27 protein-coding genes are annotated in these 20,793 nt (G+C 57.9%); 13 read left to right on the top strand and 14 right to left on the bottom strand.

Annotation, left to right across the window (positions count from 1 at the left end):
- Positions 1-241: 241 nt before the first annotated feature.
- Positions 242-616 (bottom strand): hypothetical protein, encoded by a 375-nt coding sequence (locus tag ACV22W_RS30615; protein WP_448023148.1) that lies wholly within the window; start codon positions 614-616, stop codon positions 242-244.
- 602 nt (positions 617-1,218) lie between these two features.
- Between ACV22W_RS30615 and ACV22W_RS30620 the strand changes: the two genes are divergently transcribed.
- Positions 1,219-2,301, top strand: coding sequence for a porin (locus ACV22W_RS30620; protein WP_059594819.1), 1,083 nt, complete (start codon positions 1,219-1,221; stop codon positions 2,299-2,301).
- 167 nt (positions 2,302-2,468) lie between these two features.
- On the opposite strand, the gene ACV22W_RS30625 is transcribed toward ACV22W_RS30620, so the two are convergent.
- Positions 2,469-2,867, bottom strand: coding sequence for a GreA/GreB family elongation factor (locus tag ACV22W_RS30625; protein WP_226114525.1), 399 nt, complete (start codon positions 2,865-2,867; stop codon positions 2,469-2,471).
- 512 nt (positions 2,868-3,379) lie between these two features.
- Between ACV22W_RS30625 and ACV22W_RS30630 the strand changes: the two genes are divergently transcribed.
- Positions 3,380-3,709, top strand: coding sequence for a DUF4148 domain-containing protein (locus ACV22W_RS30630; RefSeq protein ID WP_448023149.1), 330 nt, complete (start codon positions 3,380-3,382; stop codon positions 3,707-3,709).
- Positions 3,710-3,862: 153 nt separating this feature from the next.
- On the opposite strand, the gene ACV22W_RS30635 is transcribed toward ACV22W_RS30630, so the two are convergent.
- Entirely contained in the window at positions 3,863-4,324 is a 462-nt protein-coding gene (locus ACV22W_RS30635; RefSeq protein WP_448023150.1) for a CBS domain-containing protein, read from the bottom strand.
- A gap of 177 nt (positions 4,325-4,501) precedes the next feature.
- Between ACV22W_RS30635 and ribA the strand changes: the two genes are divergently transcribed.
- From ribA to ACV22W_RS30660, 5 genes are all read left to right on the top strand, one after another.
- Entirely contained in the window at positions 4,502-5,152 is a 651-nt protein-coding gene (ribA, locus tag ACV22W_RS30640) for a GTP cyclohydrolase II (RefSeq protein WP_059468449.1), read from the top strand.
- Between the two features lie 221 nt (positions 5,153-5,373).
- The gene (locus ACV22W_RS30645; RefSeq protein ID WP_448023151.1) at positions 5,374-6,648 is read left to right on the top strand and encodes a tyrosine-type recombinase/integrase; all 1,275 of its coding nucleotides are present in this window, start codon (positions 5,374-5,376) and stop codon (positions 6,646-6,648) included.
- Between the two features lie 460 nt (positions 6,649-7,108).
- Positions 7,109-8,275, top strand: a complete 1,167-nt coding sequence (locus ACV22W_RS30650; protein ID WP_448023152.1) for a dsDNA nuclease domain-containing protein — start codon at positions 7,109-7,111, stop codon at positions 8,273-8,275.
- Positions 8,272-8,751 (top strand): hypothetical protein, encoded by a 480-nt coding sequence (locus tag ACV22W_RS30655; protein WP_448023153.1) that lies wholly within the window; start codon positions 8,272-8,274, stop codon positions 8,749-8,751. The genes ACV22W_RS30650 and ACV22W_RS30655 overlap by 4 nt, the downstream gene beginning before the upstream one ends.
- Entirely contained in the window at positions 8,748-10,550 is a 1,803-nt protein-coding gene (locus ACV22W_RS30660) for a hypothetical protein (protein ID WP_448023154.1), read from the top strand. The genes ACV22W_RS30655 and ACV22W_RS30660 overlap by 4 nt, the downstream gene beginning before the upstream one ends.
- 188 nt (positions 10,551-10,738) lie before the next feature.
- On the opposite strand, the gene ACV22W_RS30665 is transcribed toward ACV22W_RS30660, so the two are convergent.
- A complete protein-coding gene (locus ACV22W_RS30665; RefSeq protein ID WP_448023155.1) occupies positions 10,739-11,035 on the bottom strand; it encodes a helix-turn-helix transcriptional regulator in 297 nt (98 codons plus the stop codon).
- A gap of 17 nt (positions 11,036-11,052) precedes the next feature.
- Positions 11,053-11,265, bottom strand: a complete 213-nt coding sequence (locus tag ACV22W_RS30670) for a hypothetical protein (RefSeq protein ID WP_448023184.1) — start codon at positions 11,263-11,265, stop codon at positions 11,053-11,055.
- Between ACV22W_RS30670 and ACV22W_RS30675 the strand changes: the two genes are divergently transcribed.
- Positions 11,264-11,842 (top strand): hypothetical protein, encoded by a 579-nt coding sequence (locus ACV22W_RS30675; RefSeq protein ID WP_448023156.1) that lies wholly within the window; start codon positions 11,264-11,266, stop codon positions 11,840-11,842. The two genes, ACV22W_RS30670 and ACV22W_RS30675, sit on opposite strands and share 2 nt — an antisense overlap.
- 20 nt (positions 11,843-11,862) lie before the next feature.
- Here the strand turns inward: ACV22W_RS30675 and ACV22W_RS30680 are convergent, their stop codons facing one another.
- Together ACV22W_RS30680 and ACV22W_RS30685 are read right to left on the bottom strand one after the other, a co-directional pair.
- Entirely contained in the window at positions 11,863-12,459 is a 597-nt protein-coding gene (locus ACV22W_RS30680; protein WP_448023157.1) for a hypothetical protein, read from the bottom strand.
- Positions 12,460-12,469: 10 nt separating this feature from the next.
- On the bottom strand, positions 12,470-13,057 hold the full coding sequence (locus tag ACV22W_RS30685; RefSeq protein ID WP_448023158.1) for a hypothetical protein: 588 nt from the start codon (positions 13,055-13,057) through the stop codon (positions 12,470-12,472).
- 242 nt (positions 13,058-13,299) lie between these two features.
- Between ACV22W_RS30685 and ACV22W_RS30690 the strand changes: the two genes are divergently transcribed.
- The gene (locus ACV22W_RS30690; RefSeq protein WP_448023159.1) at positions 13,300-13,905 is read left to right on the top strand and encodes a hypothetical protein; all 606 of its coding nucleotides are present in this window, start codon (positions 13,300-13,302) and stop codon (positions 13,903-13,905) included.
- Positions 13,906-13,956: 51 nt separating this feature from the next.
- Here the strand turns inward: ACV22W_RS30690 and ACV22W_RS30695 are convergent, their stop codons facing one another.
- The 3 genes from ACV22W_RS30695 to ACV22W_RS30705 form a co-directional block, all read right to left on the bottom strand.
- Positions 13,957-14,493, bottom strand: coding sequence for a papain-like cysteine protease family protein (locus ACV22W_RS30695; protein ID WP_448023160.1), 537 nt, complete (start codon positions 14,491-14,493; stop codon positions 13,957-13,959).
- Positions 14,494-14,684: 191 nt separating this feature from the next.
- A complete protein-coding gene (locus ACV22W_RS30700) occupies positions 14,685-14,807 on the bottom strand; it encodes a hypothetical protein (RefSeq protein ID WP_448023161.1) in 123 nt (40 codons plus the stop codon).
- Between the two features lie 138 nt (positions 14,808-14,945).
- A complete protein-coding gene (locus tag ACV22W_RS30705) occupies positions 14,946-15,239 on the bottom strand; it encodes a hypothetical protein (protein ID WP_448023162.1) in 294 nt (97 codons plus the stop codon).
- A gap of 258 nt (positions 15,240-15,497) precedes the next feature.
- Between ACV22W_RS30705 and ACV22W_RS30710 the strand changes: the two genes are divergently transcribed.
- Positions 15,498-15,677 carry a hypothetical protein gene (locus ACV22W_RS30710; RefSeq protein WP_448023163.1) on the top strand — a complete coding sequence of 60 codons (180 nt, stop codon included), beginning with the start codon at positions 15,498-15,500 and terminating at the stop codon, positions 15,675-15,677.
- Here the strand turns inward: ACV22W_RS30710 and ACV22W_RS30715 are convergent.
- The gene (locus ACV22W_RS30715; protein WP_448023164.1) at positions 15,661-15,891 is read right to left on the bottom strand and encodes a hypothetical protein; all 231 of its coding nucleotides are present in this window, start codon (positions 15,889-15,891) and stop codon (positions 15,661-15,663) included. The genes ACV22W_RS30710 and ACV22W_RS30715 overlap by 17 nt on opposite strands.
- A gap of 704 nt (positions 15,892-16,595) precedes the next feature.
- Between ACV22W_RS30715 and ACV22W_RS30720 the strand changes: the two genes are divergently transcribed.
- Complete coding sequence (locus ACV22W_RS30720) at positions 16,596-17,690, top strand: hypothetical protein (protein WP_448023165.1); 1,095 nt, start codon at positions 16,596-16,598, stop codon at positions 17,688-17,690.
- A 394-nt stretch (positions 17,691-18,084) separates the two neighbouring features.
- Here the strand turns inward: ACV22W_RS30720 and ACV22W_RS30725 are convergent, their stop codons facing one another.
- Both ACV22W_RS30725 and ACV22W_RS30730 read right to left on the bottom strand, forming a co-directional pair.
- On the bottom strand, positions 18,085-18,249 hold the full coding sequence (locus ACV22W_RS30725) for an FmdB family zinc ribbon protein (RefSeq protein WP_448023166.1): 165 nt from the start codon (positions 18,247-18,249) through the stop codon (positions 18,085-18,087).
- 657 nt (positions 18,250-18,906) lie between these two features.
- Entirely contained in the window at positions 18,907-19,287 is a 381-nt protein-coding gene (locus tag ACV22W_RS30730; RefSeq protein WP_448023167.1) for a helix-turn-helix domain-containing protein, read from the bottom strand.
- Between the two features lie 72 nt (positions 19,288-19,359).
- Between ACV22W_RS30730 and ACV22W_RS30735 the strand changes: the two genes are divergently transcribed.
- Complete coding sequence (locus ACV22W_RS30735; RefSeq protein ID WP_448023168.1) at positions 19,360-19,566, top strand: hypothetical protein; 207 nt, start codon at positions 19,360-19,362, stop codon at positions 19,564-19,566.
- A 65-nt stretch (positions 19,567-19,631) separates the two neighbouring features.
- Here the strand turns inward: ACV22W_RS30735 and ACV22W_RS30740 are convergent, their stop codons facing one another.
- Positions 19,632-20,120: a hypothetical protein gene (locus ACV22W_RS30740; RefSeq protein WP_448023169.1), complete on the bottom strand. Its 489-nt coding sequence runs from the start codon at positions 20,118-20,120 to the stop codon at positions 19,632-19,634.
- A gap of 161 nt (positions 20,121-20,281) precedes the next feature.
- On the opposite strand from ACV22W_RS30740, the gene ACV22W_RS30745 reads away from it, so the two are divergent.
- The gene (locus tag ACV22W_RS30745) at positions 20,282-20,581 is read left to right on the top strand and encodes a DNA-binding protein (RefSeq protein WP_448023170.1); all 300 of its coding nucleotides are present in this window, start codon (positions 20,282-20,284) and stop codon (positions 20,579-20,581) included.
- Positions 20,582-20,793 lie beyond the last annotated feature (212 nt).

Consider the following 20,793-nt stretch of genomic DNA (forward strand, 5'->3'; position numbering starts at 1 on the left):
TCGGCTGACTTCGTTATCCGAATGTATCGAATGCGTTGTTTGCGCATGCGGCGTCGGGAAGGGCGCGACCCACGCGCGGCGATCGGCGTATGAAGGATATGAACCGTCGTGACGAGGGCAGGCGCGATTCGCATCCACGCGGTCGGTCGGTTCGTATGCGGGACGGCGCGGCGAGTCGATCGACAAGACCGAGGAAGTGGCGGCACCGCGCCGACCGCTCACCGGCGCTGGTGCTGGCGACTTATCGCCAGGTACCGTCGACGTAGACCCACACGTGCCCCTGGCGACGCCAGTATCCAGGTACCCATCGACGTCCGGGGCGGCGAGCGACCCAGCGTCCGGACACCCATATATAGCGGCCGTGCTGCCAGCGCCAGTAGCCGTCGGTCCAGATATAGCCATGCGACCGCGGCGGCGGTGGCCGGCGATCGTGTCGCAGTGCGGGCGGCGCGAAGGCCGGACGATCGGAGTAAGGCGGGCTGCCGGGGCCCGGATGCGGTCCGGGGGGCCTATACCCTGGCGGTGCGGGTTGGGCCGAGGCGGTGCGCAGCCAACCGCCGGTGGCGGCGACGGCGGCGGCCAGACCGATGGCGCGCAACAACGAGCGTCGATTCATGGCGGGTCCTCTATCTAATATGTCATCGGGCGCCTTACATTAACTTGCTGGTTGCGAGGCCGGGTTACGCGGGTCGTTAAGGCTGTTACCGCATGTCACGACGACCTGCGGGCGGCCGCCGTCGGCCCCACGCCGCAGCCTCCGGCGGCCCAATAGGGTCGGCACGGCTGCGCCGCCGTGTGTTTACGGTTCAGTCGCAGCGTTTTAGGCGAGTAGGCCTAATATTTTGAGACTGATTCGGGTAAAAAATACCGATTTTGCGTGGTTCCATCGATTCCGCTTGTTGTTTCTATGCAACCGTCAAGACGATGACACGAAAGAATGGTGCGATGAAAGCCTCCAAAAAGCATCCGTCAATCGGTCAAAAAAATACGTTAAAACAAATACTTATAACATGTGCCCACTTTCATTATTTCTAGTTCTGGAAAAGCTTATTTCTTTATTTGCAGATCGCGTCCCTAGGGTACACCCCTAAACTCACGGTTCCCAAACGGGCAACTATCCGGGCGCGGCCAGAAGGACAGATGGCGTTCCCGGGCGGTTGCAGACCGTTTATGAACAAGGTCGCGAGACCTGCCTCTTTTTAGAAGGGAGCTCCACGAATGAACAAGACTCTGATCGTTGCAGCAGCTGCAGCATCGTTCGCTACCGTCGCTCACGCGCAAAGCAGCGTCACGCTGTACGGCGTGCTGGACGCAGGCATCACCTACCAAAGCAACGTCGCCGGCAAGTCGCTGTGGTCGATGGGCTCGGGCATCGACCAGAGCCGTTTCGGCCTGCGTGGCTCGGAAGACCTCGGTGGCGGCCTGAAGGCAATCTTCACGTTGGAAAGCGGCTTCGGCATCGGTAACGGCAAGCTGGGCAACAACGGCGGCATGTTCAACCGTCAGGCATTCGTTGGCCTGTCGAGCCAATACGGCACGGTCACGCTGGGCAAGCAGTACGACGCAACCCAAGACTACCTGGCGCCGCTGACGGCAACGGGCACGTGGGGCGGCACGTACTTCGCGCACCCGGGCAACAACGACCGCCTGAGCACGAACGGCGACGTCGCGCTGAACAACTCGGTCAAGTTCACGAGCGCTAACTACGCTGGCCTGCAGTTCGGCGGCACGTACTCGTTCTCGAACAACCAGAACTTCGGCAACAACCGCGCTTACAGCGGCGGTCTGTCGTACCAGTTCCAAGGCCTGAAGCTGGGTGCAGCGTACTCGCAAGCTAACCTCGGTGACGGTACCAACGCCAACGGCGCGACGAACATCGCTTCGCAAGGCCGTATCCGTACGTACGGTGCTGGTGCTGGCTACGCATTCGGCCCGGCACAAGTCGGTGCTGCATGGACGCAATCGCGTATCGATAACGTCCCGGGCCTGACCGGCGCGTTCCGCACGGACAACTACGAAGTCAACGCAAAGTACAACCTGACGCCGGCTCTCGGCCTGGGCGCAGCGTACACGTACACGAACACGAAGGTCGACGGTGGCAGCTCGCACTGGAACCAGTTCGGCGTGCAAGCTGACTACTCGCTGTCGAAGCGCACGGACGTGTACGCACAAGCTGTGTACCAGCGTGGTGCGAAGGGCAACGCGATCGGCACGTCGATCTACAACGGCGACAATACGACGCCGGCGAGCTCGTCGATCAACCAAACCGCAGCAACGGTTGGTCTGCGTCACCGCTTCTAAGCGTGACAGCTGGGTAACCAGCTTCGCAGCATCGAAAAAGGCGCCTCCGGGCGCCTTTTTTTCGCGTGTGAAATGCGGTGACGACAATCCGGATCGTTGGGACGCAAAAAAGCGAGGCACAGGCCTCGCTTTTTTGCATTCCGCGCAGGTTGCGGCTGACGGATGGATCAGCGCGTGTATTCGCCGTTGGCTTCCGGCTGGAACACGATCGCCGCGACCTTCATCAACTTTTCGGCGCCGCTCGGCTGCAGCACCTTCACCAGCTGACCGCGTTGCGTGCCCAGTAGCGCCATGCCGACCGGCGAGAACACGTTCAGGCGTCCGAGCTCGAGATTGGCGGCATCCGGATAAACAATCGTCCAGGTGGCCTGTTCCTGGGACGCTTCGTCGAGCAGCGTGATCTGCGAGTTCATCGTGACGACGTTTGCCTTGATGGCGTCGGGCTGCACGATGTCCGCGCGCTCGAGCAGTGTGTCGAGCATCGTCTGGAAGCGCGGGTTGTGTTCGGCGTGCTTCTCGAGACGAGCGACGTCGAGTTCGGTCAACTGGTAAAGGCGTTGTTTCATGGCAGTTCTCCAAATGATCGGCATGGGGCAGGCGTGGCGTGCCTATGGGGATCGCCCGGAGCCTGTCTGACCTGGCTCCGGAAGGAGGCCGTGCCGTCAGATCAGGTGCCGGGCAGGGGCGAGCGGTGCCTTGGCCTTGCGTCGAAGGCAGGGGTGCGCCGGACGGCCGGCGCGCGCGCGCACGCCGGCGGGGCCGGACGGCGAAACCGCGGAAGGCGTGGGCGCGTGCATGGTGAATAGGGTATCGACAGGCGAATAAACCTTACGATTCTACAACACAACCTTCCGGATCGGTGATCGGACTGTCGGTCTTTCGTCAGGCATTGTTGTGAAAATGATTTAAGTAATGGTGATCTTGCGTGACCACGGTGGGCGATTTTTTCCGAAAACGCAACGCTGTATGTTCAAACCAAGGGTTTCCCCTTGGTATTGCGAGCACTACACTTGATCCATCGCTTCAGACAGTCCCGCCGGAAGCGACGCCAAAAGAGAACATATTTCGGAGGTCCATCATGAAGTCGATCATCTACGCAGCGGTCGCTGCATCCATCCTTGCCGCCCCGATCGCATCGTTCGCGCAGTCCGAGCAGGGCTTGACCCGCGACCAGGTCCGGGCCGAACTCGTGCAACTCGAACAGAACGGCTACAAGCCGCTCGCGAGCGATGCGCAATATCCGCAGAACATCCAGGCCGCAGAACAACGGAGCCAGCCGAACCAGCCGATGCTCGCCCAAGCCGACACGAGCGGCTATGGTGCGGTGGCGACGGGCGCAGGTCAGTCGGGCCGCCGCATGACGCGTGAAGCCCCGAATCCCGTGAACTCCGTCTACTTCGGCAACTGAACATCCCCGGGTCTGCCCGAGCACAGCATGTGACCGACGGGACGCGCGCCACTCGCGCGCGTCCGCGTCAGCAGAGCAGAACCTCCGTCGCCGCATTCCGGCGGCTTTTCCGCCCAGACGCTCACGCGTTTGGGCCTTTTTTGCTGGGATTGGTTAGGCAGACGTGACCGCCGGGGTGCCGTGGATATAGTGTTCGAGCTGGCTGATCGTGAATTGCTGGTCGGCAATTACGCTCTTCACAAGGTCGCCGATCGAGATCAGGCCGATGAGCTTGCCCTCCTGGAGGACGGGCAGGTGGCGCATCCGGTGTTCGGTCATCAGCGCCATGCACTCGTCGGTGGATTGCGACGGTTCGACGTAACGTACCTTCGCCGTCATGATTTCCTCGACGCGGGTGGCCTTCGACGAACGGTCCTGCAGCACGACCTTGCGCGCGTAGTCGCGTTCCGTGACGATGCCCGCGATGTCGTCACCGTCCATGACCAGCAATGCACCGATTCCCTTTTCCGCCATCAGCTTGATGGCGTCATAGACGAAATCGGCTTTCGTGACTGTGTAGATCGTGCGGCCGGAATCCGGCTTGGCTTTGAGAATTTGCGCGACAGTCGTGCTCATTTGCTTTCTCCGTGTGCAGGACGATGCAGGGAAGGCAGGGCGTGATGCGCGGCACCCGACGGGCCCAGTATAGCCGGGCCTGCTGCGGCAGTCGCGTGACGTTTCCAGATTAGCGGTAAACTCCGGTCACGCACTATCCACACAACTCCTACATTCCTGATCGTTTCGATTGAATTCATGATGTCTTCGCGTCCCCAATCGCCCACGCAGGGCAATGGCCAGGCCGACGAGTGCGTGACGCTCGTCGCCACCGCGTCGCTGCCCACGCGCTACGGTACGTTCACGTCGTACGCCTTCCGCGTATCGGGCAGCGATGCCGAACATCTCGCGCTCGTGATGGGTGACGTCACCGGCGAGCAGTCCGTGCTGACACGGCTTCATTCCGAATGCCTGACCGGTGACGTGTTCGGCTCCTACCGCTGCGATTGCGGCGAGCAACTCGATCTCGCGCTGCGTTACATCGCGGCGGAAGACCGCGGCGTGCTGCTGTATCTGCGCGGTCACGAAGGGCGCGGCATTGGTCTGAGCAACAAGATCCGTGCATACGCGTTGCAGGAGCAGGGGCGCGACACTGTCGAGGCGAATCTCGACCTCGGCTTGCCCGACGACGCCCGTGAATACGACTCGGCCGCAGCGATTCTCCGGATCCTCGGCGTGACGTCGGTGCGACTGATGAGCAACAACCCGAAGAAGTTCGACACGCTCGTGAAGCACGGCATTCCCGTCTGCGAACGCGTGGCGCTCGCGGTACCCGTACGCGAGGAAAACGAGCGTTACATCCGGACCAAGCAGGCGAAGTTCGGGCATTACTTCGAGGAAAACGAGTAACGAAAACAAGGGGCTCTGCGGAGCCCCTTGCTCCATCTGGCTCTCGCACCTCGCAGCCTTTATGGTAAAGGGTTTGAGCCGAAAGTTGCGTTTGTCAGGTGCCTTGTCTGCACTTGACGAAATAGGCGAAAACTTGGCACTCTGGCGTAACATTTTCCTACGCCAGACCGAAAAGCTACGCTGCGGTCCCGGCCCACAACAAAAACCTACGCCGACCGCTGATGAGATTCGACGCACGAACCGCGAGCAAGTTGCCTGCGGGCCAGCACATGACCTTTGACGGATTCCCGGGACTCCGCTTTCAGGCCAGCGAGAGCCGTCGCTCCTGGATCTACCGATACAAATCCCCCATTGACGACCGGATGCGTCAGGTGAAGCTCGGCGAGTGGCCGGCCATGGGGTTTCCCGCCGCGATTTCCGCATGGGAGCAAAGGCGAGCGGAGCGCGATGCCGGGGCCGATCCTGCTGCTGCAAAGCGCGAGAAGCGCGCTGCGGTTGCCCATTCACGCGCTGTCGACGCATACACCGTCAAGCAGGTGTGCTTCGAGTATATGGGCGGCTATCTGGAGCCGAACCGCAAGGACAAGGGCGTGATCGAGGTTAGGCGGATGTTCAAGGCGATGCTCAGCCCGATCGAGAGCGTTCCGGCTGCGTCGATAACTCGTGCGCAGGCGTTCGAATTCTTGAATTCCTATCGTGCCACGCCGGCACTCGCTGCGCGCCTCCGCATGGAGTTGGGCGGAGCATGGGACTATGCGATGGACGCTGGGAGGCTGCCTGACGGCACGCCGAACTGGTGGCGAATGATCCTGCGCGGCAAGCTTCGCAGTAAGGGGCGCACGATCGACGGCGTCGTCATGGGCACGAAAAAGCGGGTATTGAGCGAGGATGAGATCGGCACGCTGCTCCGCTGGCTGCCGAATATGAGCCTAACGGTTTCCGACGCGATCACGTTGTATCTGTGGACGGGCGCCCGTGGCGGCGAAATCATTTCGATGGAGTCGCACGAAATCGCCGACGAGGCGGACGGCCTATGGTGGACCGTGCCGAAGGAAAAAACCAAGAACTCGTGGCGCGCGAAAGCAGGGGATTTGCGGGTGCCGCTCGTTGGTCGAGCCGAGGCCGTTGTCCGTCGACGCAAGGACCTGGCCGTGAACGGCTTTCTGTTCCCGACGTCGACCGGCGAGATGATGAAGCAGACCGTCATTTCGCACGGCATTTACTATCATCAGCCGTACTGTAAGCAGGCACCGAATCATAATCGGCCACGGCTACCTGTCACGCATTGGTCGCCTCACGATTTGCGGAGGACTGCCAGAACTATGCTTGCCGCACTTGGGTGCCCGCATGATGTCGCGGAGGCGGTACTTGGTCATATTCAACCCGGTGTCGCCGGCGTGTATAACCGGCATCACTACGATCGCGAGCGCCGAGAGTGGCTCACGCGCCTGTCCCAGTTCCTTGAAGAACTCACGCTCCGGTATCCGACGAAGTAATGTTGTGTATAAGGCGAGACTAGAGCAAACAGAACGCGTCAGACGGACTGGCTCAATTCGGTCAGGAGCCGGCTATTGGAAGAAAAATCTGAGCGTTCGCTATAAGGTGGGACCGGCCGGAAAGTCTTGTTGCCGTGATCGCCAGTGCCATGAGGTAGCCGGCCGGCTCACGGCACCGCGATGCACCTACCCGAAAGGGTTCAGTGGGCTGCGTTACTTCTGGCTGCCGAGCTGCGGCAGCAGGGTAAATGCTGTATATTTATACAGTATGAGATCCCTCTTCAAAATGAGCCACAGCCGCGATTGGAACGACCATGGGGGAGGGCGAGGTCGCGGTGCCGCCGTTGACTCAAGCACTTGGTGCCACATTTCCCATTGGACCACTCAAACGTATCGTGGGCGAGGGCGAGTAAATGTGATACAAAGCGTGCATGCGAAATTCGGGGGCAAAGCGAAACGCATGGACGTCATCCATGACAAAAAGCCGCGAGAGACAGTTGGTCGCAACACCGTTGCAAGGTTCCGTATGCAATTCCAAGCAGCTGCCTATGCGGCGCTTGAGATCCTGAGCGGCAAGGAGATCGACCGAGTCTACTGCGATTATCACGACGACTTTGTCGTGCGCAGAACAGTAGCCGGCGTGGTCGACTACCACTTCTTCCAGGTGAAAACCAAGGGTAAGGCAAACCAGCAATGGGATGTCGCTGAGGTGTTCTCTCTCAAGAAGACAGGGGCGCTGGATACAGAAGAGAAGTTGGAGGCGATCCGCAACAGCATCGCGGGTAAGCTATTCGTGCACACTGTCGAATTTGGCGACCAGTGTCGTGAAATCACGGTTCTCAGCAACGTTCACTTCAACGACGATGTTCACGATGTCGTCACGGACCTCTCCGCTGGTACGTCGAGCAAGAAGTACATCCGTCAGCTCATCGAAAAATTTGCTGAAATTGTTTCGCCTGAGACCCCGCTGTCATCCGAGCAAATTGATGCGGCTCGAAAGAAGCTCTCCTTGCTGCCGAACGTTCAGTACATCGGCGACACGCTCGAAGCGTTCAGTATTGCCGCGCACAACGCTATCTGGAGGCACAGCGAGATTGAGCTGCATCAACACGAGGTTGAGCGCCTCGCAAGAAGCTTGGTGACACTTGTCGAGGAAAAGTCCTGCTCTCCCATCAGCGGGCTATCCAAGGCAGACATCGATCTAGCAACTGGCGTCGGCCTAGAAGACCTACTTGATGTCTTGAGCATTTCCACCCAGGTGTACCAGACCCTGCAGCAAGGGGGCGACCCCGCTGCCATCAAAGTGGCATCTATTCTTCAGCGGAAGCTGAAGGAGGCGGGTGCCACTGAATCCATGATAGAAGCGGCGTCGCGCGCGAAGGTCGCTTGGGACGTCTGGGTTAGAACTGCACGGCACACATTCCCGGATTTAACGTTCAACGTCTTGCTCGATGAAGTCGACAAGAAGTGCAAGGCATGGCTGCTTGGGGGAGGCGTCTTGGGAGACCTTGAGAACTTCGTTCAAGCAACGCTCGACTCCCCGATCGCGAAGAAGTTCGCGGCACTAGATACGGACTTGGTGTTCGGAGCCTTCTGTGCGGCCGTCGTTAGGAGAGCTACGCGATGAACTCGCCAGAATTCTTCAGCGAAGCTAGGCGGCTCGGTCTCAAGCTGAACCTCTCTGGCGAAGGGTCTTCGCCAGCTCACACGCTCGACAATGAGGCCCTGTTCCAACTGCCCCTGCTCGCAATGACTATCTTGGCAATCTCGAAGGCTCAGTCCAAGCCTCAACTGCCCGAGATTGGGCAGTTGGTCGGCGAGTGTCTGGAGCGGACCGTCGCCGGCTTCAAAGGATCTTCTCAGGACATTGGCTGGTCCGGCAACCTGCGGATCAGGACCATCAAGGCGCTAACGTTCCTAGAGTCGACGGGGCTAGTCACCATCGACGAGGAGACGCGCCGAATCGCGGCGACCGAGTTGGGAAAGAAAGTCTACAACGGCGCCGTCGAGGCAGAGAGTCTCTTATCCTACTCAATGAAAACCGTCGAGCTTAGTTACCAGTACATCCGGGATGAAGCTAAAGCCAGAGGAGAAGTAAATTGAGGCTGAAGTCACTGCAGATCGAATCTCTGGGCGACGTGGGTTGGGAAAGCCCGCTCCTAGAGTTTGGCTACAGGACCACGATGCTGTTCGCGCGCAACGGCAGCGGGAAGACCCCTATCGTCCGTGCGCTTGCGTCCGCGCTGGGGTTCCCCAACAACTTTCGGACCGACATCCTCGAGAAATGCAACGCGGTTGTCTTGCGCGCCGAGTCGGAAGGGAAGCCGCTCACGATCCGCCGCACCATCGACGCGACGAACGAGGGGTTTTACGCCACGATCGATTTCGATGGCGAGCAAACCGAGCACTATTCACAGGGTTCCTTCTCCCTCGCGCTGTTTCGGCTGCTTGGGTTGAAGCCGCCACGGCTGGTGTCGACAAAGGGCGAGGAGGCACAGCCCTACATCGCAACCCTATTGCCCCTGTTCTACCTCATACAAGGCTACGGATATTCAGCTGCCTACCGCGCCCCAAGCACGTTTATCGCAGACCAATTTGCGGAGATGGTGCGGTTCGCCTTCGGGCTGAACCCAAAGCACTCCTATGAGGTCAAGAAGACCCTTATCGAAGAGAGGAGTGCCCTCGAGGCACAGACACGTAGGATCGTTGCCGCACAGCGTGTGCTTGAGTACCAGAGTTGGGGCGTGGACGATAGCGATGCAAACCAAGCTGTGCTGCAGCGGACGGCTGAAAACCTGACGCAGCAGATCGACGGACTTCGTGAGTCTGTGGACGCGAAGGGAACCGCGAATTCGACGCTCACAGAACTCCTGCGTCAGAAGGACATCCAAATCCGAGCTCGGCAATTGGAGCTTTTCGAACTGCAAAATCGTGTCGCTGGCATCGAGACCATCCGTGCGGAAATTGACGGAGAGGTCAAGACCCTCGGGCTGAACGAAAAGGCCCGGCGTGTCTTCACGTCGTTTCAAGAAATCTGCCGCACGCCGAACTGCGGGTTGTTTCTAGGTAGCACGGAATCGTACGGGAAGAACCTGCTGTATCTCAAGGACCAAATCAAGGACTTGGAGCGGAACAGCCAGCGTGCCGAGATTCGAGTTGAGCAATTGGAGGAGCGGCTTAAGGAGCTAGGCGCGGAGCGCCAGACGCTCGTTGACAACCTCGAGGCGCCCAATACCTCGGACGTCGACCAGTTGGTGACTGCGGTGCAGGCCTTGACCAAGCAACTTGTCGGCGTGCAGGGCGAATTGGGTCGAATTTCTGGGTTGAAGGAAGAGCGCTCAAAGTTGTTCAAGCTGGAGAGAGAGCGCGATCGTATCCAGGATCGCATTGACGGGTTGTCCAACACCGGTAGAGCAGACAATGAGTTCAACAAGCTTCGATTGACGCTACGCGAACTCACTGTGAAGTGGATGCAGACGCTTGACACGCAAAACGTGTCGACGAACGTCGACATTGACTTGAATCTCCGTTTTACGTTCGGAGGTGAAACGCTTGATGTCATCGGCAGTGGCGGAAGCAGCAGCACGACAATCAGACTGGTCCTAGCCATACATGCGGCGCTGCTAGAGGCGTATCTGTCTGATAAATCTCGCCCATTTCGCTTCCTGATCCTCGACACTCCGAAGCAAGAGGAGCTGCACACTGCCGACCTAGCACGCTACCTAACGGAGCTCGAGAAGATGTGCGAGGCAAACGATGCACAGCTTATCTTTTCGTCCACCGAGTATGATCATCCAACCGGTCCGAAGGACAAGCGTTGGCTACCGCGCTACCGTGGACCGGACAAGCCGATGTACCTCGGCAAGCGAAGCGATCTGATAGCAGATGATGAGCTCAGGTGATCGAATGACTGTGCGAAACCATACGGTGCTTTTGAATGTGCGCGAGATGACGGGATGCGGAGCGATGATTTCGCGGTTTGAACCCGCACTGTAAAGCACACGTTGCTGAACAAAACCCAAATGGCTGTAATGGGTTGCGGATTCAACCCGTCGATGCAACGAATCGATGAAGTGACGGCGGTGCCATTTCAGACCTGATCGGACGCTGACTGAAAGGTCAGATCTGGGCTTGCGCAAGTGACCTTGCGGCGCCGATTTCTATGGCCGGTATTGGGAGGAGGCGCGAGATCCGATTCAGGGCATGCCTCTGCCCAGGCTTCAACCTCGCGCGTCAGCCATGCTACCCGGCGGTCGGAAAGCAGGCGCGGCTTCGGAAATTTTCTCTCGCGTACTAGTTTCTGGACGGTCGCTTCCGATAGCGAAAGAGTGATTGCCACTGCAGGCAAGTCGAGGTAGAGCGGCTTTATGGTGGTCGATGTGGGCATGCTACGATCCCTCAGTCTCAAAAAGATTTACTGATGTGATGCAAAACAAAAATGTTATGCGCGGGTACGAGATGAACTGCGAGCCGCGCGTGACCGAGGACGGCAAGTACGCCGCCCAGGTCGGGGTAACCAAAATTGGATTTGGCCGAGAGGCCGCCTTTCGGAAACATCGGTGAGACGAGGCTCAGCGCAGCATCGGACCGGAAAACAAGAATTGGGAGTTCACGCATGCGTTACTCCAAGGTACTTGCCGCAATTGGCGTTATCGGAATTGTTGGTGTGTTGGTTGATGCCGTGACGAAATTTCCACCGAACGACAGTGCCTCTGCAGCCTCGTGGGTCCAAGCCTTCGGGTCGATTGCGGCGATCGTTGCGGCGATGGTGATCGCAGGCCGGCAAGCTGAAAGCGATCGACGGAATCGGCAAGATGAGAGGGTCGATCGACTTCGTGCAGTTGAGGTGATGATCGCAAACTGTCGCGACAAACTAGATGAGTTTCAGCGTGCTATGGTTATGGCGCCAGCGAACCAGGGACTCAAATTCGCACACCCGAACATGCTGAGCATGGTAAAGACAGCGCTTCAAGTCGTCACCGCTATTACGCCAGTTCAAGCACCAACTCCCATGTCTGCGATGGCGTTGATTGAGGCTCAAACGGCGATAGGTGAGAGTGTTGGCATTATTCCTGGACCAGATGGTGCATTTCACGTTGGATGGCATGACCAGCTGAATCGGCTCTGCGCAAGTCTTCAGCAGGCGACGAGCTTGCTCAGCGAGGAGATTTCTCGGTTGAGTACGGCGGCGTGACACAGTAGCTATTGATGTACTTATGCAGGCGGCTTCGGTTGGCCCAGATAGGCAGTGAGAAGCGTGCGCAGCTCGGTATAGGTCGGAAGCCCTTTGTCGCTTAGCCACGCGTCGGCGCATTCGACGGTGCGCTGTTGATCAAGCGTCAGCTCCTCCCGAGCGCTTGCCTGCGCGGGAGGCTGCGGGGCCGCGTCGATCGTTGCGCGGTGCACGGCATCGAGAGCGTCGTCTCGATCCCTCCGGGCTTGTTCCGTGGTGTTGAAAGCGATGAGCGCCTTCGTTCGCATGTCGTAGGAGCGATGGATTGGCACGAGCGCATAGCCAATCGGGATTGCCGCTGGCTCGTTCGCCGCAGGTGGCGCCACATCGGCCGGGACAGCGGTCGATCCGTCCACGAAGAATGCACCTTCCTCCTGATACTCGGTGAGCCAGCAATACATGCCATTGCCCGCGTGGCCTTCGCCGCGCCGGAACGTTAGTTCGCTTTCAAGCTGGTCGCGATCGCGATCTGGCGCCATGAAGTCGAGCGCTTCGAGCAGCTGCGCGCCGGACAGAGTCAGCGATTCGCCGCGGAATGTGATGGTTTTGTCGCGGCGCGACGCGTTGTCGGTGGTCATGGTGTGGTCCTCAGCTGGTCAGTTGCTTCACGTTCGCCATGAACACCGCGCGCGCGAACCCCATCGGCGTAGCCGAGCGGATGTCGCCGCGGTCGTCGGATGGGGGGGCAGCGTGGATCCGGTTGTCGGGCACGCCGAGACCTCCCGCGCGGTTCGGCGGCGGCATAGCGAAATCGCCGCCCGCCCAAATGCACGTCTTCTTCGTATAGTTGTCGGACAGCTCGAAGCCGGTGAACTCGTAAGGGTGAAACGTGTAGTCCGGCCTGCGCCAATGAGTCGAGATTACGCTCACGGGGTTCTCGATGCCGTACGGCACGCCGAGGCCGCTCAGGAACTCGTCGGCGACTGCTACCATCTCGATCGCTTGGGCGAGCCGGCGCAGTCCCTTGTCCTTGAACCAGCGCGCACCGCTCACCGCGAGATCGGTGCATGGCGGAAACGCGAAACCGAACACCGCGGTCGAGTCAGCCGGAAGCGTTGGCGCACCGAGCAACGCGTCCCAGTGCTGGAAAATGATCCCGTCTCGAACCACGCGGCCGGCGTGCTGCACGTCGAAGCAGATGCAGCGGTATCCGGCATCTGCCCACGGCCTAGCCATGTTGCCGGTCCTATCGAACAGGAAAACTGCGGTGGGTACGCTCATCGCATCCTCAAATCAGAAAAGAAGCGGGCGCCACGAAGGACGCCCGCAAAGTGCTACTGCCAGGGGAAAACGAAAAAAAGCGGGCGCTATACAAGCCGCCCACAAGAAAAAGCCGCGCATCCGAGGCACCGGAATTTGCGCGGCTTAGGGGTAGAGTGGTCGTGCTACGATTCGAACCAAACCAAACGAGGGGTGCGATGAAAGGCTTGAAATCACCGTTGGTCGCACTTGGTGGAGTCGCGGCCGTTATTCTCATTTCAGTTTTCGGTGCGACATCAGCAGGGACGCAGGCGTACAAGCCAGAACTCATGGCCGCCTGGGTTCAGGCAACAGGAGCGATTGCGGCAATCGTCGGCGCGTTTTGGATCAACTTGGATCAGCACCGAAAGGAGGCCGCGAGGGCTAGAGACGCCGAACGAGCGGAAGCTCGCAAGTCAGTCACGATTTTGAGGTCACTTACCGATAGTCTTCGAACGGCGACGAAGGAGGCGGCTGATCGGCTGGACGATAAGAATCAAGGTGAGACGACAAAGGAGCGCACCGCTATGTTGAGGGCCACGGAGCAACTTCACGCCGCGTACAGCGAGTTGATGCTGCCCTCTATGCCCGACGAAGATGTCGCACAACTATTACTCGACTGTCGATGGCACGCAGACACTGCCATGTCAATTGCACGAGTGAGATTTCGTATACGAGAGAGCGTCTCGGGATCCCTTGGTAAGGGTAACGAATGGCGATTTATTGAGAATGGCGCTTCCGAATGTCTCGCTAAGATCGACGAGTGTCTTCGGAAATACAGATGACGATCGAAGATTAAATTAGATGCACATCTCTCAACCGTGACACCGAAAACATCAATAGAAGCGCCGATCCTTCACAAGCAAACAGCCTGGATAGACACCAAGCCGAGCTTGCAGATCGTCAACGGTCATGATTTTCGCCCGTGGCTCCCACGGGTCGTTATAGAACACCGTGTCGTCCTGAACCCCGGTGATTACTATGGAGTGGGCGGAGCCGTATTGAAAAGCCCCCCCCGCCCAGATGGCACCGTAGTTTGAAAGTGTGCGTGCTAGCCACTCCGCGGTTACTGTGGTTGGCCGCTCGAGTACCGTCAGCCTTGCGGCTTTGGCGAACTTCGGAGCCATACTCGGATTGAGCCCTTCGTCTTTGAGCCATATTTTGGGCATAGCCAATCGACGTGGTCCGGCAAGGATGCGACCCTCCTTGTCGGGTCCGTACAAAACCATACACGCTGCCGCATGCCAACATGCCAAATGACCGTGTGGTTGAAGTCCGCGTCCGTCCTTCTTATCCACCATCAATGGCGTACCGTCGGAGGCGGTCTGTTGGCCGACAAGCGGAACATTTAGTCTTACATTCGCCCGACTCATTTCGCGTCTCCGAGACGAGGAAACTTTCTGAAGAATACGAAGGTTAGACCACAGTTGCAATGATGGTGATGTCAATTGGATGGAGAACCATTTAATTGGGTCAATGCGAAGCAACTAATACCGGATCACGCCTCGAAGCTGAGTAATTCGAACAGGGTGGTTACGTCGGTTGCATTCGCGAGAGGGCTGAGCTACGTGCAATAGGTGCTGGCGCAGCTTGCCGATTCGTCCCATTGCTGAGTAGTAGCGAGAACCAGCACGGCGACGATCAGCACGCCAAGACTCTTGAGCCACAGGATCAAAAGGGCTTTCACGACCACACTCCCATCAGCGATTCGATCGGGGGAGCGACGGCGCCGGCAAGCAGATAGAAGCCGGCAACTACACAGAGCGGAATCCAATCTCGATTCATTGTTACCTCACGTTGTTGATTTGGCGTGGCACGGCTGGCATCAGACGACGGCAGTCAGCGTCGTGCTGCCGTCGCCATGTTCGGTGCGAAGCATCAACGGTGCTCCGCCGAAAAGCTCAGGGCGAAGTTCGCGCAGCGCGTTGCTGAAGTTCTTCGGTGCTTCGAAGCCGTTGCCGAGCAGTGCGGTCGTGACCGCGAGCTCGGGATCGTCGTCGCCGGGTGTGAAGAACGACGCGACGACGGGAATCCCGTGCTCTTTGCAGATGGCGATGATCTGCGTCATGAGCGGCGAAATCTGCTCGTCGTAGATCTGTTCTTTGGTAGCGGTGGTCATGCGTTTCTAAAATAGGATTAGGAATGCGAATATATGACAGCGCTCAACGAACGTCACTGGCGTTCAATGTCGTCCGATCAACGCTGTCGAAACTCTCAAGGGCGCGCACTCGGCAGGGTGCCGCCGCGCTGTGTTGATGGGTACGGATGTCCGCGAACGAGTGCGCTTTTTTGAGAAATTGAGGGAATGCTCCTTGCGATAATGGATGTGCCGGACTGAGAGACGGCATCCATTAACCACCGTTACAAGGAACGATCCATGAGTGAGCAAAACGAAGACAGCAAAGCTACAAAGATCCTTGTCGAACTGATTCGAAGCGGATCAGTGAAGCTTCCCGCTACAGACAATATTGGGAATGAGGCGCACGGCAAGGAGCGCGGCAAAGCTGTCGCCGCGTATCTGTGCTCGATTCACGAGGGCCTTAAGGCGATTGATTAAGCCGTGCCGAGGTCGCAAGTGCTTTGTCCAAGGCAAACGTTGAGTCGATCGCTCGATCGATAAAGGAGTCGAGTGATTCGACGCCGTGCGCCTGATAGCGAATTATGTCGCGCACTAACTCGAGTGCCATGCCGGGAGTGAGGTATTCGAGCTTTTGCTCTGCCATATCGATCTCCTGTAGTTGACGGCCGATGCGCTCTCGTTGAAAGCGCATCGGTCATTCCGGTGTCGGGCGCTACCCCGTTTCTCGACTACACCGTTGAGCCGACCGGTTGCTCCCTGTACTGCGGTCCCGGCGCACTAGCACTCTTAAAGATCGTCCGCCTGGGGCGGTGGCGCAGCGATCTGTGCCGCGGTGAGACGAATAATCACATATGTGATTTGCAAGCGCAAAACGATCGAGGCAACTCTATGATCGATATCGACTGGGGGGATTTGCGCGCCCTGCGCATAAAGCCCGCTCCAGAGCAGGTCTTGACGTTGGGTGTTGTGTGGTCGCGGCTAGTCGTGGAGGTTGCGCTGTATCGATCGATGAGGACCCGCGGGCGAATGACGTTTCCTGGCCTGCTCGGCCCGTTGCCGTTCCGTAGGTCCGCGACGGGCTCAACCCGACTCGGCCGCTTGTCCACGCCACATCTGGATGACAGCTTCCGAAGGTGCGCCCGTCATCGCTTCCGATTAAATGGACGGCGGTATTCGGCTCCAACGGAAACTGTCGCGAGTCGCTGATGTACCCCGGGCGCTGTCTCGCAATTATCTGCGGTGAATACGCGCGCAGCATGCTGTTAGTAGAGTCAATGACCTAGGCGCCCACCTGTATTGGGGCAGGCAATAGGCAACTTGAATATTTGGTCTGCGCGACTATCCTTCTTTCAATTGTCTTGCCTCGCAGTCAGCCTTCCGACGAACGGAGGCCGTATGAAGTCCATAACCCCAGCACTTTTCTTCACGACCGCAGCTTTCCTGCTTGGACCGCCGTCGTTATACGCTGCATCGGATTCGTGCGGTTGCAACGCGGGCCTAGTCAAAGAGGTCATGAAGCGCGAGCAGAGCAGTCGCGTTAGTCTAGCTTTTTTGAAACAAATTGATCAACGCCAATTCGAAGAGCTGAAAAAAGATGCTTCCTTGGGGGGGTACTACGGAATTATCGGCGGAAGCGCCACATACGGCGAGTTCAATCAAAAGCGCAACAGTTACCTCGAGAGCGTGAACTATAAACTTGACGCTTCTCAGTCAGACACTCTACTGATAGATACCGTGAAGACAGAGGAATGGTCTTCGTGCAAGAAGATTTGCATTACGCAGCAGCAAGGATTCTCATGTGACGTCGTCGACGTAACTGACGATACCGCTATAGTGGGCTGCTCATGGCGACCTGTACAGAATGAAGAACCGAGGACGGTCACGATCATCTCTAATCAAAATTTTCAGAAGGCGGAGCTCCTCGCGCCACACTACGGACAAACGACAAACTGGCATGTTCCTAGAGTTAAAAACAAGGATCTAGCAGTCACCGCGACACTCCAAAATGGGCCATCTCAAACGCTAAAGATTCCGGCGGTACCAGTTGTGATGACGGAGTTAAAAAACGTCGCGCTCGGTTCATGTATCGGCAGAGGTGGGTTGCAAGGTGTTCATTTCTGGGGGCCCGTAGGGGAGAGTTGCAATGGTCTTCCTGGAAAACCTTGGGGCGACTACCTTCAAAATCCAAGTAAGCAGGTAACCCAACTTTGCTCATGTACAGGTCATGGAGGAGTAAACGGTGTACGGATGTGGGGGCCAGCGGGCGAGGATTGCGCTGGAATTCCGATCTGGGGAAAGTATGATCAGCAGTGCGTGCCAGTAAACGCAGATTTCAAGGCATGCGCCTGTGGAGGACATGGCAATGTATTGGACGGGCACACACTCTGGGGTCCCAAAGACGCGGAATGCGGAGGAATGCCAGATGACGTGTGGGGCAAGTATTCTCAGTATTGCGTCGGCTCAAGCACTGTACCGATAACACAAAAATAGCTTCACACGGCGGATGTTCGACTGTCTTTGGTCGAAAGGTCGCGCTATGGCCGGATTCGGCCTACTGCATTGGTTCGGGATCGACTCGGCTAGATCATCGCGGTAGGCTTTACATAGCGGCGGCGCCGTCGGTGTCTCGTGGACTGAGCCAGATAGGCGCAGTGACCAAATGTTGGGGGTGTAGCGTGCGCGGGGCGTTCCGACAGGGGTACGGTGCGAAGCTGCCGTTCGAATTGCGGTTTATTGCGTTACAGGAACGATGACTATTGGCCGCACTCCGTCAATTCAGATATCGATCAAGTTTTATGCGTCGCCGTTAGTACTCCGGGCACGCGTCCCTCGCTTTGGGGTGGATCACTGCACAAGAATAGCGAATTGATGCTGCAGATCGAGTTCAGCTTTTGCTCGTTGTTTTTGCTACAAACGAAGTAGGCGCATGTTGAACCTGTTCGCTGCCACACTTTGGGCAGAGTGGGTGAGCGGTTTCATGCTCCGCGAGATGTTCAACATGTTCGAATGTCTCGCCACACTTCTCGCAACGGTATTGGTAAGTCGGCATGGCATCCCTCCAGCACGAAGCTTGCACGAGTCGCCACGGACGAAGCCCAAATGGCGTGCGGCACCCCAGAGGGGACATTGTAGTGCAGGACGTGCGCGGACACTAAACGCCGCCAACCGATGTTGAATCAGTTCCGCTTGTCGAGAACGGAACCGGTTCGACGGCGACGAGATTGTGCTGCTGACGTCAGCGGGCGCTACCCTTGAAGGAGGGATTCGAGTCGCGCCAGAAAGGAAAATCCCGGTGCGGAGCATGTCTAGCGAGAGGGCGCGGCGCTCGGCCGGTTTTAAGCATTCGCCGAAGCCAGTTGAAAGCTCCCCGTTTCCTTGGCAAACTACTGTACGTATATACAGTATTTTGAGATTAATGGAATACGAGGGCGGCTGATGAGAGAAGAAGCAACACCGCACCTTCGGTGCAAACCGGGGGATCTGGCCAGGGTGATCCATTCGATCAACCCTGCATTGATCGATCAGATTGTCGTCGTCGAAGGGTGGATGGGAGAGCATGGCCGCTGGGCCGTTTGCCTTCTGGGAAGGGTGGTGCTGGGTGTCACGTTATCGGCCCGAGAGCCGATCATCACATCTCGGTATGGTTTTCGCGACTCATCTCTTGAGCCGCTACCGCCGGAGATTGCGGTACCGCGCGGAATGGCGGTTAGTCACCCGCGCCGAGATTGTCTGATGCGGGAAGCATTCGAAGTATCAGCTTGAACGTGGTTTCTGGTTCGCCGGCCTGGTCGGCTTTTAAGACGGCGTCGATCACTGCGCGAGCCGATTCGCTCGCGCTCGTGATTGCGTCGTCGTAGGTCGTGTGGGCCTTCGAATTTGCAACTGGGTCGCCTCGCCCTTCGGCGAGCCATAGAGCGTTGACTCCCAGCACAGCTGCGATCTGCGGGAGGCGTCGGGCGCTATTGCGAGTCCCGGCCTCCAAGTTTCCTATGGTCGACTGGGATACGCCGGCTTTCTTGCCAAGCTCTTCTTGGGACAAGTCTGCCTTCTGGCGGGCCCACTTCAGTCTGTCGGCTAGTGTGTACATATCACAATCGTAATAGGTAGGGCCATTCGATTTGTGTTGACGTAAATAAACACAAATGTGATACTTGGGTGCATGGATATTCAGATCGCCATCACCGAGCTGCTCGGCTCGGGCCTGACCCAGGCGCAACTTGCCGGGATGATCCCGTGCTCTCAATCGCTCGTTTCCGCGCTGCTCAACGGAACGAGGGGGGCGCGCACGTCACACAAGATCGCGAGCAGAGTGGTTGAGCTTCACGGTTCGCATGTGGCGAGCATTCGCCAGGCGAAGGCCGCATGAAGCGCCTGTACGCACGTCTGGTCCTTTGCTTGGGTCGGCCCGCGTGGAAGGCAGGGGCTGAAACATCACACCGACAAATCGAGACGCTCCCCGGTCGGGTATTCGTTCTTACATACGGGACACGTCGCAACGTACTGGAATCCACTTATCGATCGCTGGAGTACTGCCTTCTTCGACGCGTTGTCCATGCAGGGTTGGCAAAGGTAGTGCGGGCTGCGGCCATCCTGGCGCGGTTCTACCTCCGCGAGGACGAAAACGCCTTGAGAAAGCTCGTGAAGTTCGTACTTCTCCCGCTCCGATTTTTGATGTTCAAGCTCAGCGACGCGTGTACTGAGCTGTCGTTTCCCGTCTTTGAGCGTCTCAATTTCATCACGCATCGAAGACATTTTCTCTTGGACTTGGAGCGAGGCGTTTTGGACTTGGAAAATCCGGTCGTTGATGTCCTTCAGCGCGTCGGCAAGCTTCGCATCGTCTCGTGCCGCCACAGCGGATCTCGCAAGGTCGAATGACGTTTTGAGTGCACCAAGGGTCGCGCTGATCGTCGCTACGTCCATGGGGGTTCCCCGTATCGGAATGGTTGTGTGAGAACTGCCAATTCTACAGATCGGGCCGGAACCCTCACTTTATCGCTGTCTGCATCGAGATTCGATGTTTGAAGTTTAGAAAATTCGACCTTCAAGGTCATTCAATCAGTTTTGAACGGAGTTGAGTTGCTATGAGCACGATTGAGGTCATCCGGAAGCCAAGCATTGAACGGGCGTTCCGGGAAGCGCTGAGCGATCCGCGCAGCCGCGGGCCGGTGGCGGATGCGCTCGGCTGGGACGACTCTCAGGTGAGCCGATTCGTCTCGGGAAACCTTGGCGTTCCGATCAACAAGATCGACGCCGGGCTGAATGCGCTCGAACTGCGTGTGGTCTCGCGGGAGTACTTGGACGGGCTGTCGACGATGAGTAAGGTCGGTGTGAACTGCCACTGCGCGCGGGAAGGGTTCGGGGAGTGCGGCGGTCGGTGGTGATGTAAGCGACGGGCTCGGGTAAAAGCGTTTTCGACGGAGAGCGTTTCTATCTGGGTTTAGTAATCCTAATAGATTGAAATTTATGGAAACCACGCAGACCAACCAATCGGCCGATACGCGCTAGCGGAACCCGGATCTGTCCGAAGAAGTTCAGCGCATCGTGCGCGATGCAAACCATCACCCGACGTTCCCGCGCAAGTGCCTGTCGTGCG

The organism is Burkholderia sp. AW49-1 (assembly GCF_053427845.1).

What these genes read in the sequence shown, in the direction of transcription:
- ACV22W_RS30695 (WP_448023160.1), bottom strand. Translation starts at nt 14,493, where the DNA reads ATGAGTCGGGCGAATGTAAGACTAAATGTTCCGCTTGTCGGCCAACAG.
- ACV22W_RS30725 (WP_448023166.1), bottom strand. Translation starts at nt 18,249, where the DNA reads ATGCCGACTTACCAATACCGTTGCGAGAAGTGTGGCGAGACATTCGAA.
- ACV22W_RS30745 (WP_448023170.1), top strand. Translation starts at nt 20,282, where the DNA reads ATGAGCACGATTGAGGTCATCCGGAAGCCAAGCATTGAACGGGCGTTC.
- ACV22W_RS30735 (WP_448023168.1), top strand. Translation starts at nt 19,360, where the DNA reads ATGGATATTCAGATCGCCATCACCGAGCTGCTCGGCTCGGGCCTGACC.
- ACV22W_RS30650 (WP_448023152.1), top strand. Translation starts at nt 7,109, where the DNA reads ATGGACGTCATCCATGACAAAAAGCCGCGAGAGACAGTTGGTCGCAAC.
- ACV22W_RS30645 (WP_448023151.1), top strand. Translation starts at nt 5,374, where the DNA reads ATGAGATTCGACGCACGAACCGCGAGCAAGTTGCCTGCGGGCCAGCAC.
- ACV22W_RS30625 (WP_226114525.1), bottom strand. Translation starts at nt 2,867, where the DNA reads ATGAAACAACGCCTTTACCAGTTGACCGAACTCGACGTCGCTCGTCTC.
- ACV22W_RS30730 (WP_448023167.1), bottom strand. Translation starts at nt 19,287, where the DNA reads ATGTACACACTAGCCGACAGACTGAAGTGGGCCCGCCAGAAGGCAGAC.
- ACV22W_RS30620 (WP_059594819.1), top strand. Translation starts at nt 1,219, where the DNA reads ATGAACAAGACTCTGATCGTTGCAGCAGCTGCAGCATCGTTCGCTACC.
- ACV22W_RS30740 (WP_448023169.1), bottom strand. Translation starts at nt 20,120, where the DNA reads ATGGACGTAGCGACGATCAGCGCGACCCTTGGTGCACTCAAAACGTCA.
- ACV22W_RS30715 (WP_448023164.1), bottom strand. Translation starts at nt 15,891, where the DNA reads ATGCGCTTTCAACGAGAGCGCATCGGCCGTCAACTACAGGAGATCGAT.
- ACV22W_RS30680 (WP_448023157.1), bottom strand. Translation starts at nt 12,459, where the DNA reads ATGACCACCGACAACGCGTCGCGCCGCGACAAAACCATCACATTCCGC.
- ACV22W_RS30710 (WP_448023163.1), top strand. Translation starts at nt 15,498, where the DNA reads ATGAGTGAGCAAAACGAAGACAGCAAAGCTACAAAGATCCTTGTCGAA.
- ACV22W_RS30720 (WP_448023165.1), top strand. Translation starts at nt 16,596, where the DNA reads ATGAAGTCCATAACCCCAGCACTTTTCTTCACGACCGCAGCTTTCCTG.
- ACV22W_RS30685 (WP_448023158.1), bottom strand. Translation starts at nt 13,057, where the DNA reads ATGGCTAGGCCGTGGGCAGATGCCGGATACCGCTGCATCTGCTTCGAC.
- ACV22W_RS30675 (WP_448023156.1), top strand. Translation starts at nt 11,264, where the DNA reads ATGCGTTACTCCAAGGTACTTGCCGCAATTGGCGTTATCGGAATTGTT.
- ribA (WP_059468449.1), top strand. Translation starts at nt 4,502, where the DNA reads ATGATGTCTTCGCGTCCCCAATCGCCCACGCAGGGCAATGGCCAGGCC.
- ACV22W_RS30665 (WP_448023155.1), bottom strand. Translation starts at nt 11,035, where the DNA reads ATGCCCACATCGACCACCATAAAGCCGCTCTACCTCGACTTGCCTGCA.
- ACV22W_RS30705 (WP_448023162.1), bottom strand. Translation starts at nt 15,239, where the DNA reads ATGACCACCGCTACCAAAGAACAGATCTACGACGAGCAGATTTCGCCG.
- ACV22W_RS30690 (WP_448023159.1), top strand. Translation starts at nt 13,300, where the DNA reads ATGAAAGGCTTGAAATCACCGTTGGTCGCACTTGGTGGAGTCGCGGCC.
- ACV22W_RS30635 (WP_448023150.1), bottom strand. Translation starts at nt 4,324, where the DNA reads ATGAGCACGACTGTCGCGCAAATTCTCAAAGCCAAGCCGGATTCCGGC.
- ACV22W_RS30615 (WP_448023148.1), bottom strand. Translation starts at nt 616, where the DNA reads ATGAATCGACGCTCGTTGTTGCGCGCCATCGGTCTGGCCGCCGCCGTC.
- ACV22W_RS30655 (WP_448023153.1), top strand. Translation starts at nt 8,272, where the DNA reads ATGAACTCGCCAGAATTCTTCAGCGAAGCTAGGCGGCTCGGTCTCAAG.
- ACV22W_RS30670 (WP_448023184.1), bottom strand. Translation starts at nt 11,265, where the DNA reads ATGCGTGAACTCCCAATTCTTGTTTTCCGGTCCGATGCTGCGCTGAGC.
- ACV22W_RS30630 (WP_448023149.1), top strand. Translation starts at nt 3,380, where the DNA reads ATGAAGTCGATCATCTACGCAGCGGTCGCTGCATCCATCCTTGCCGCC.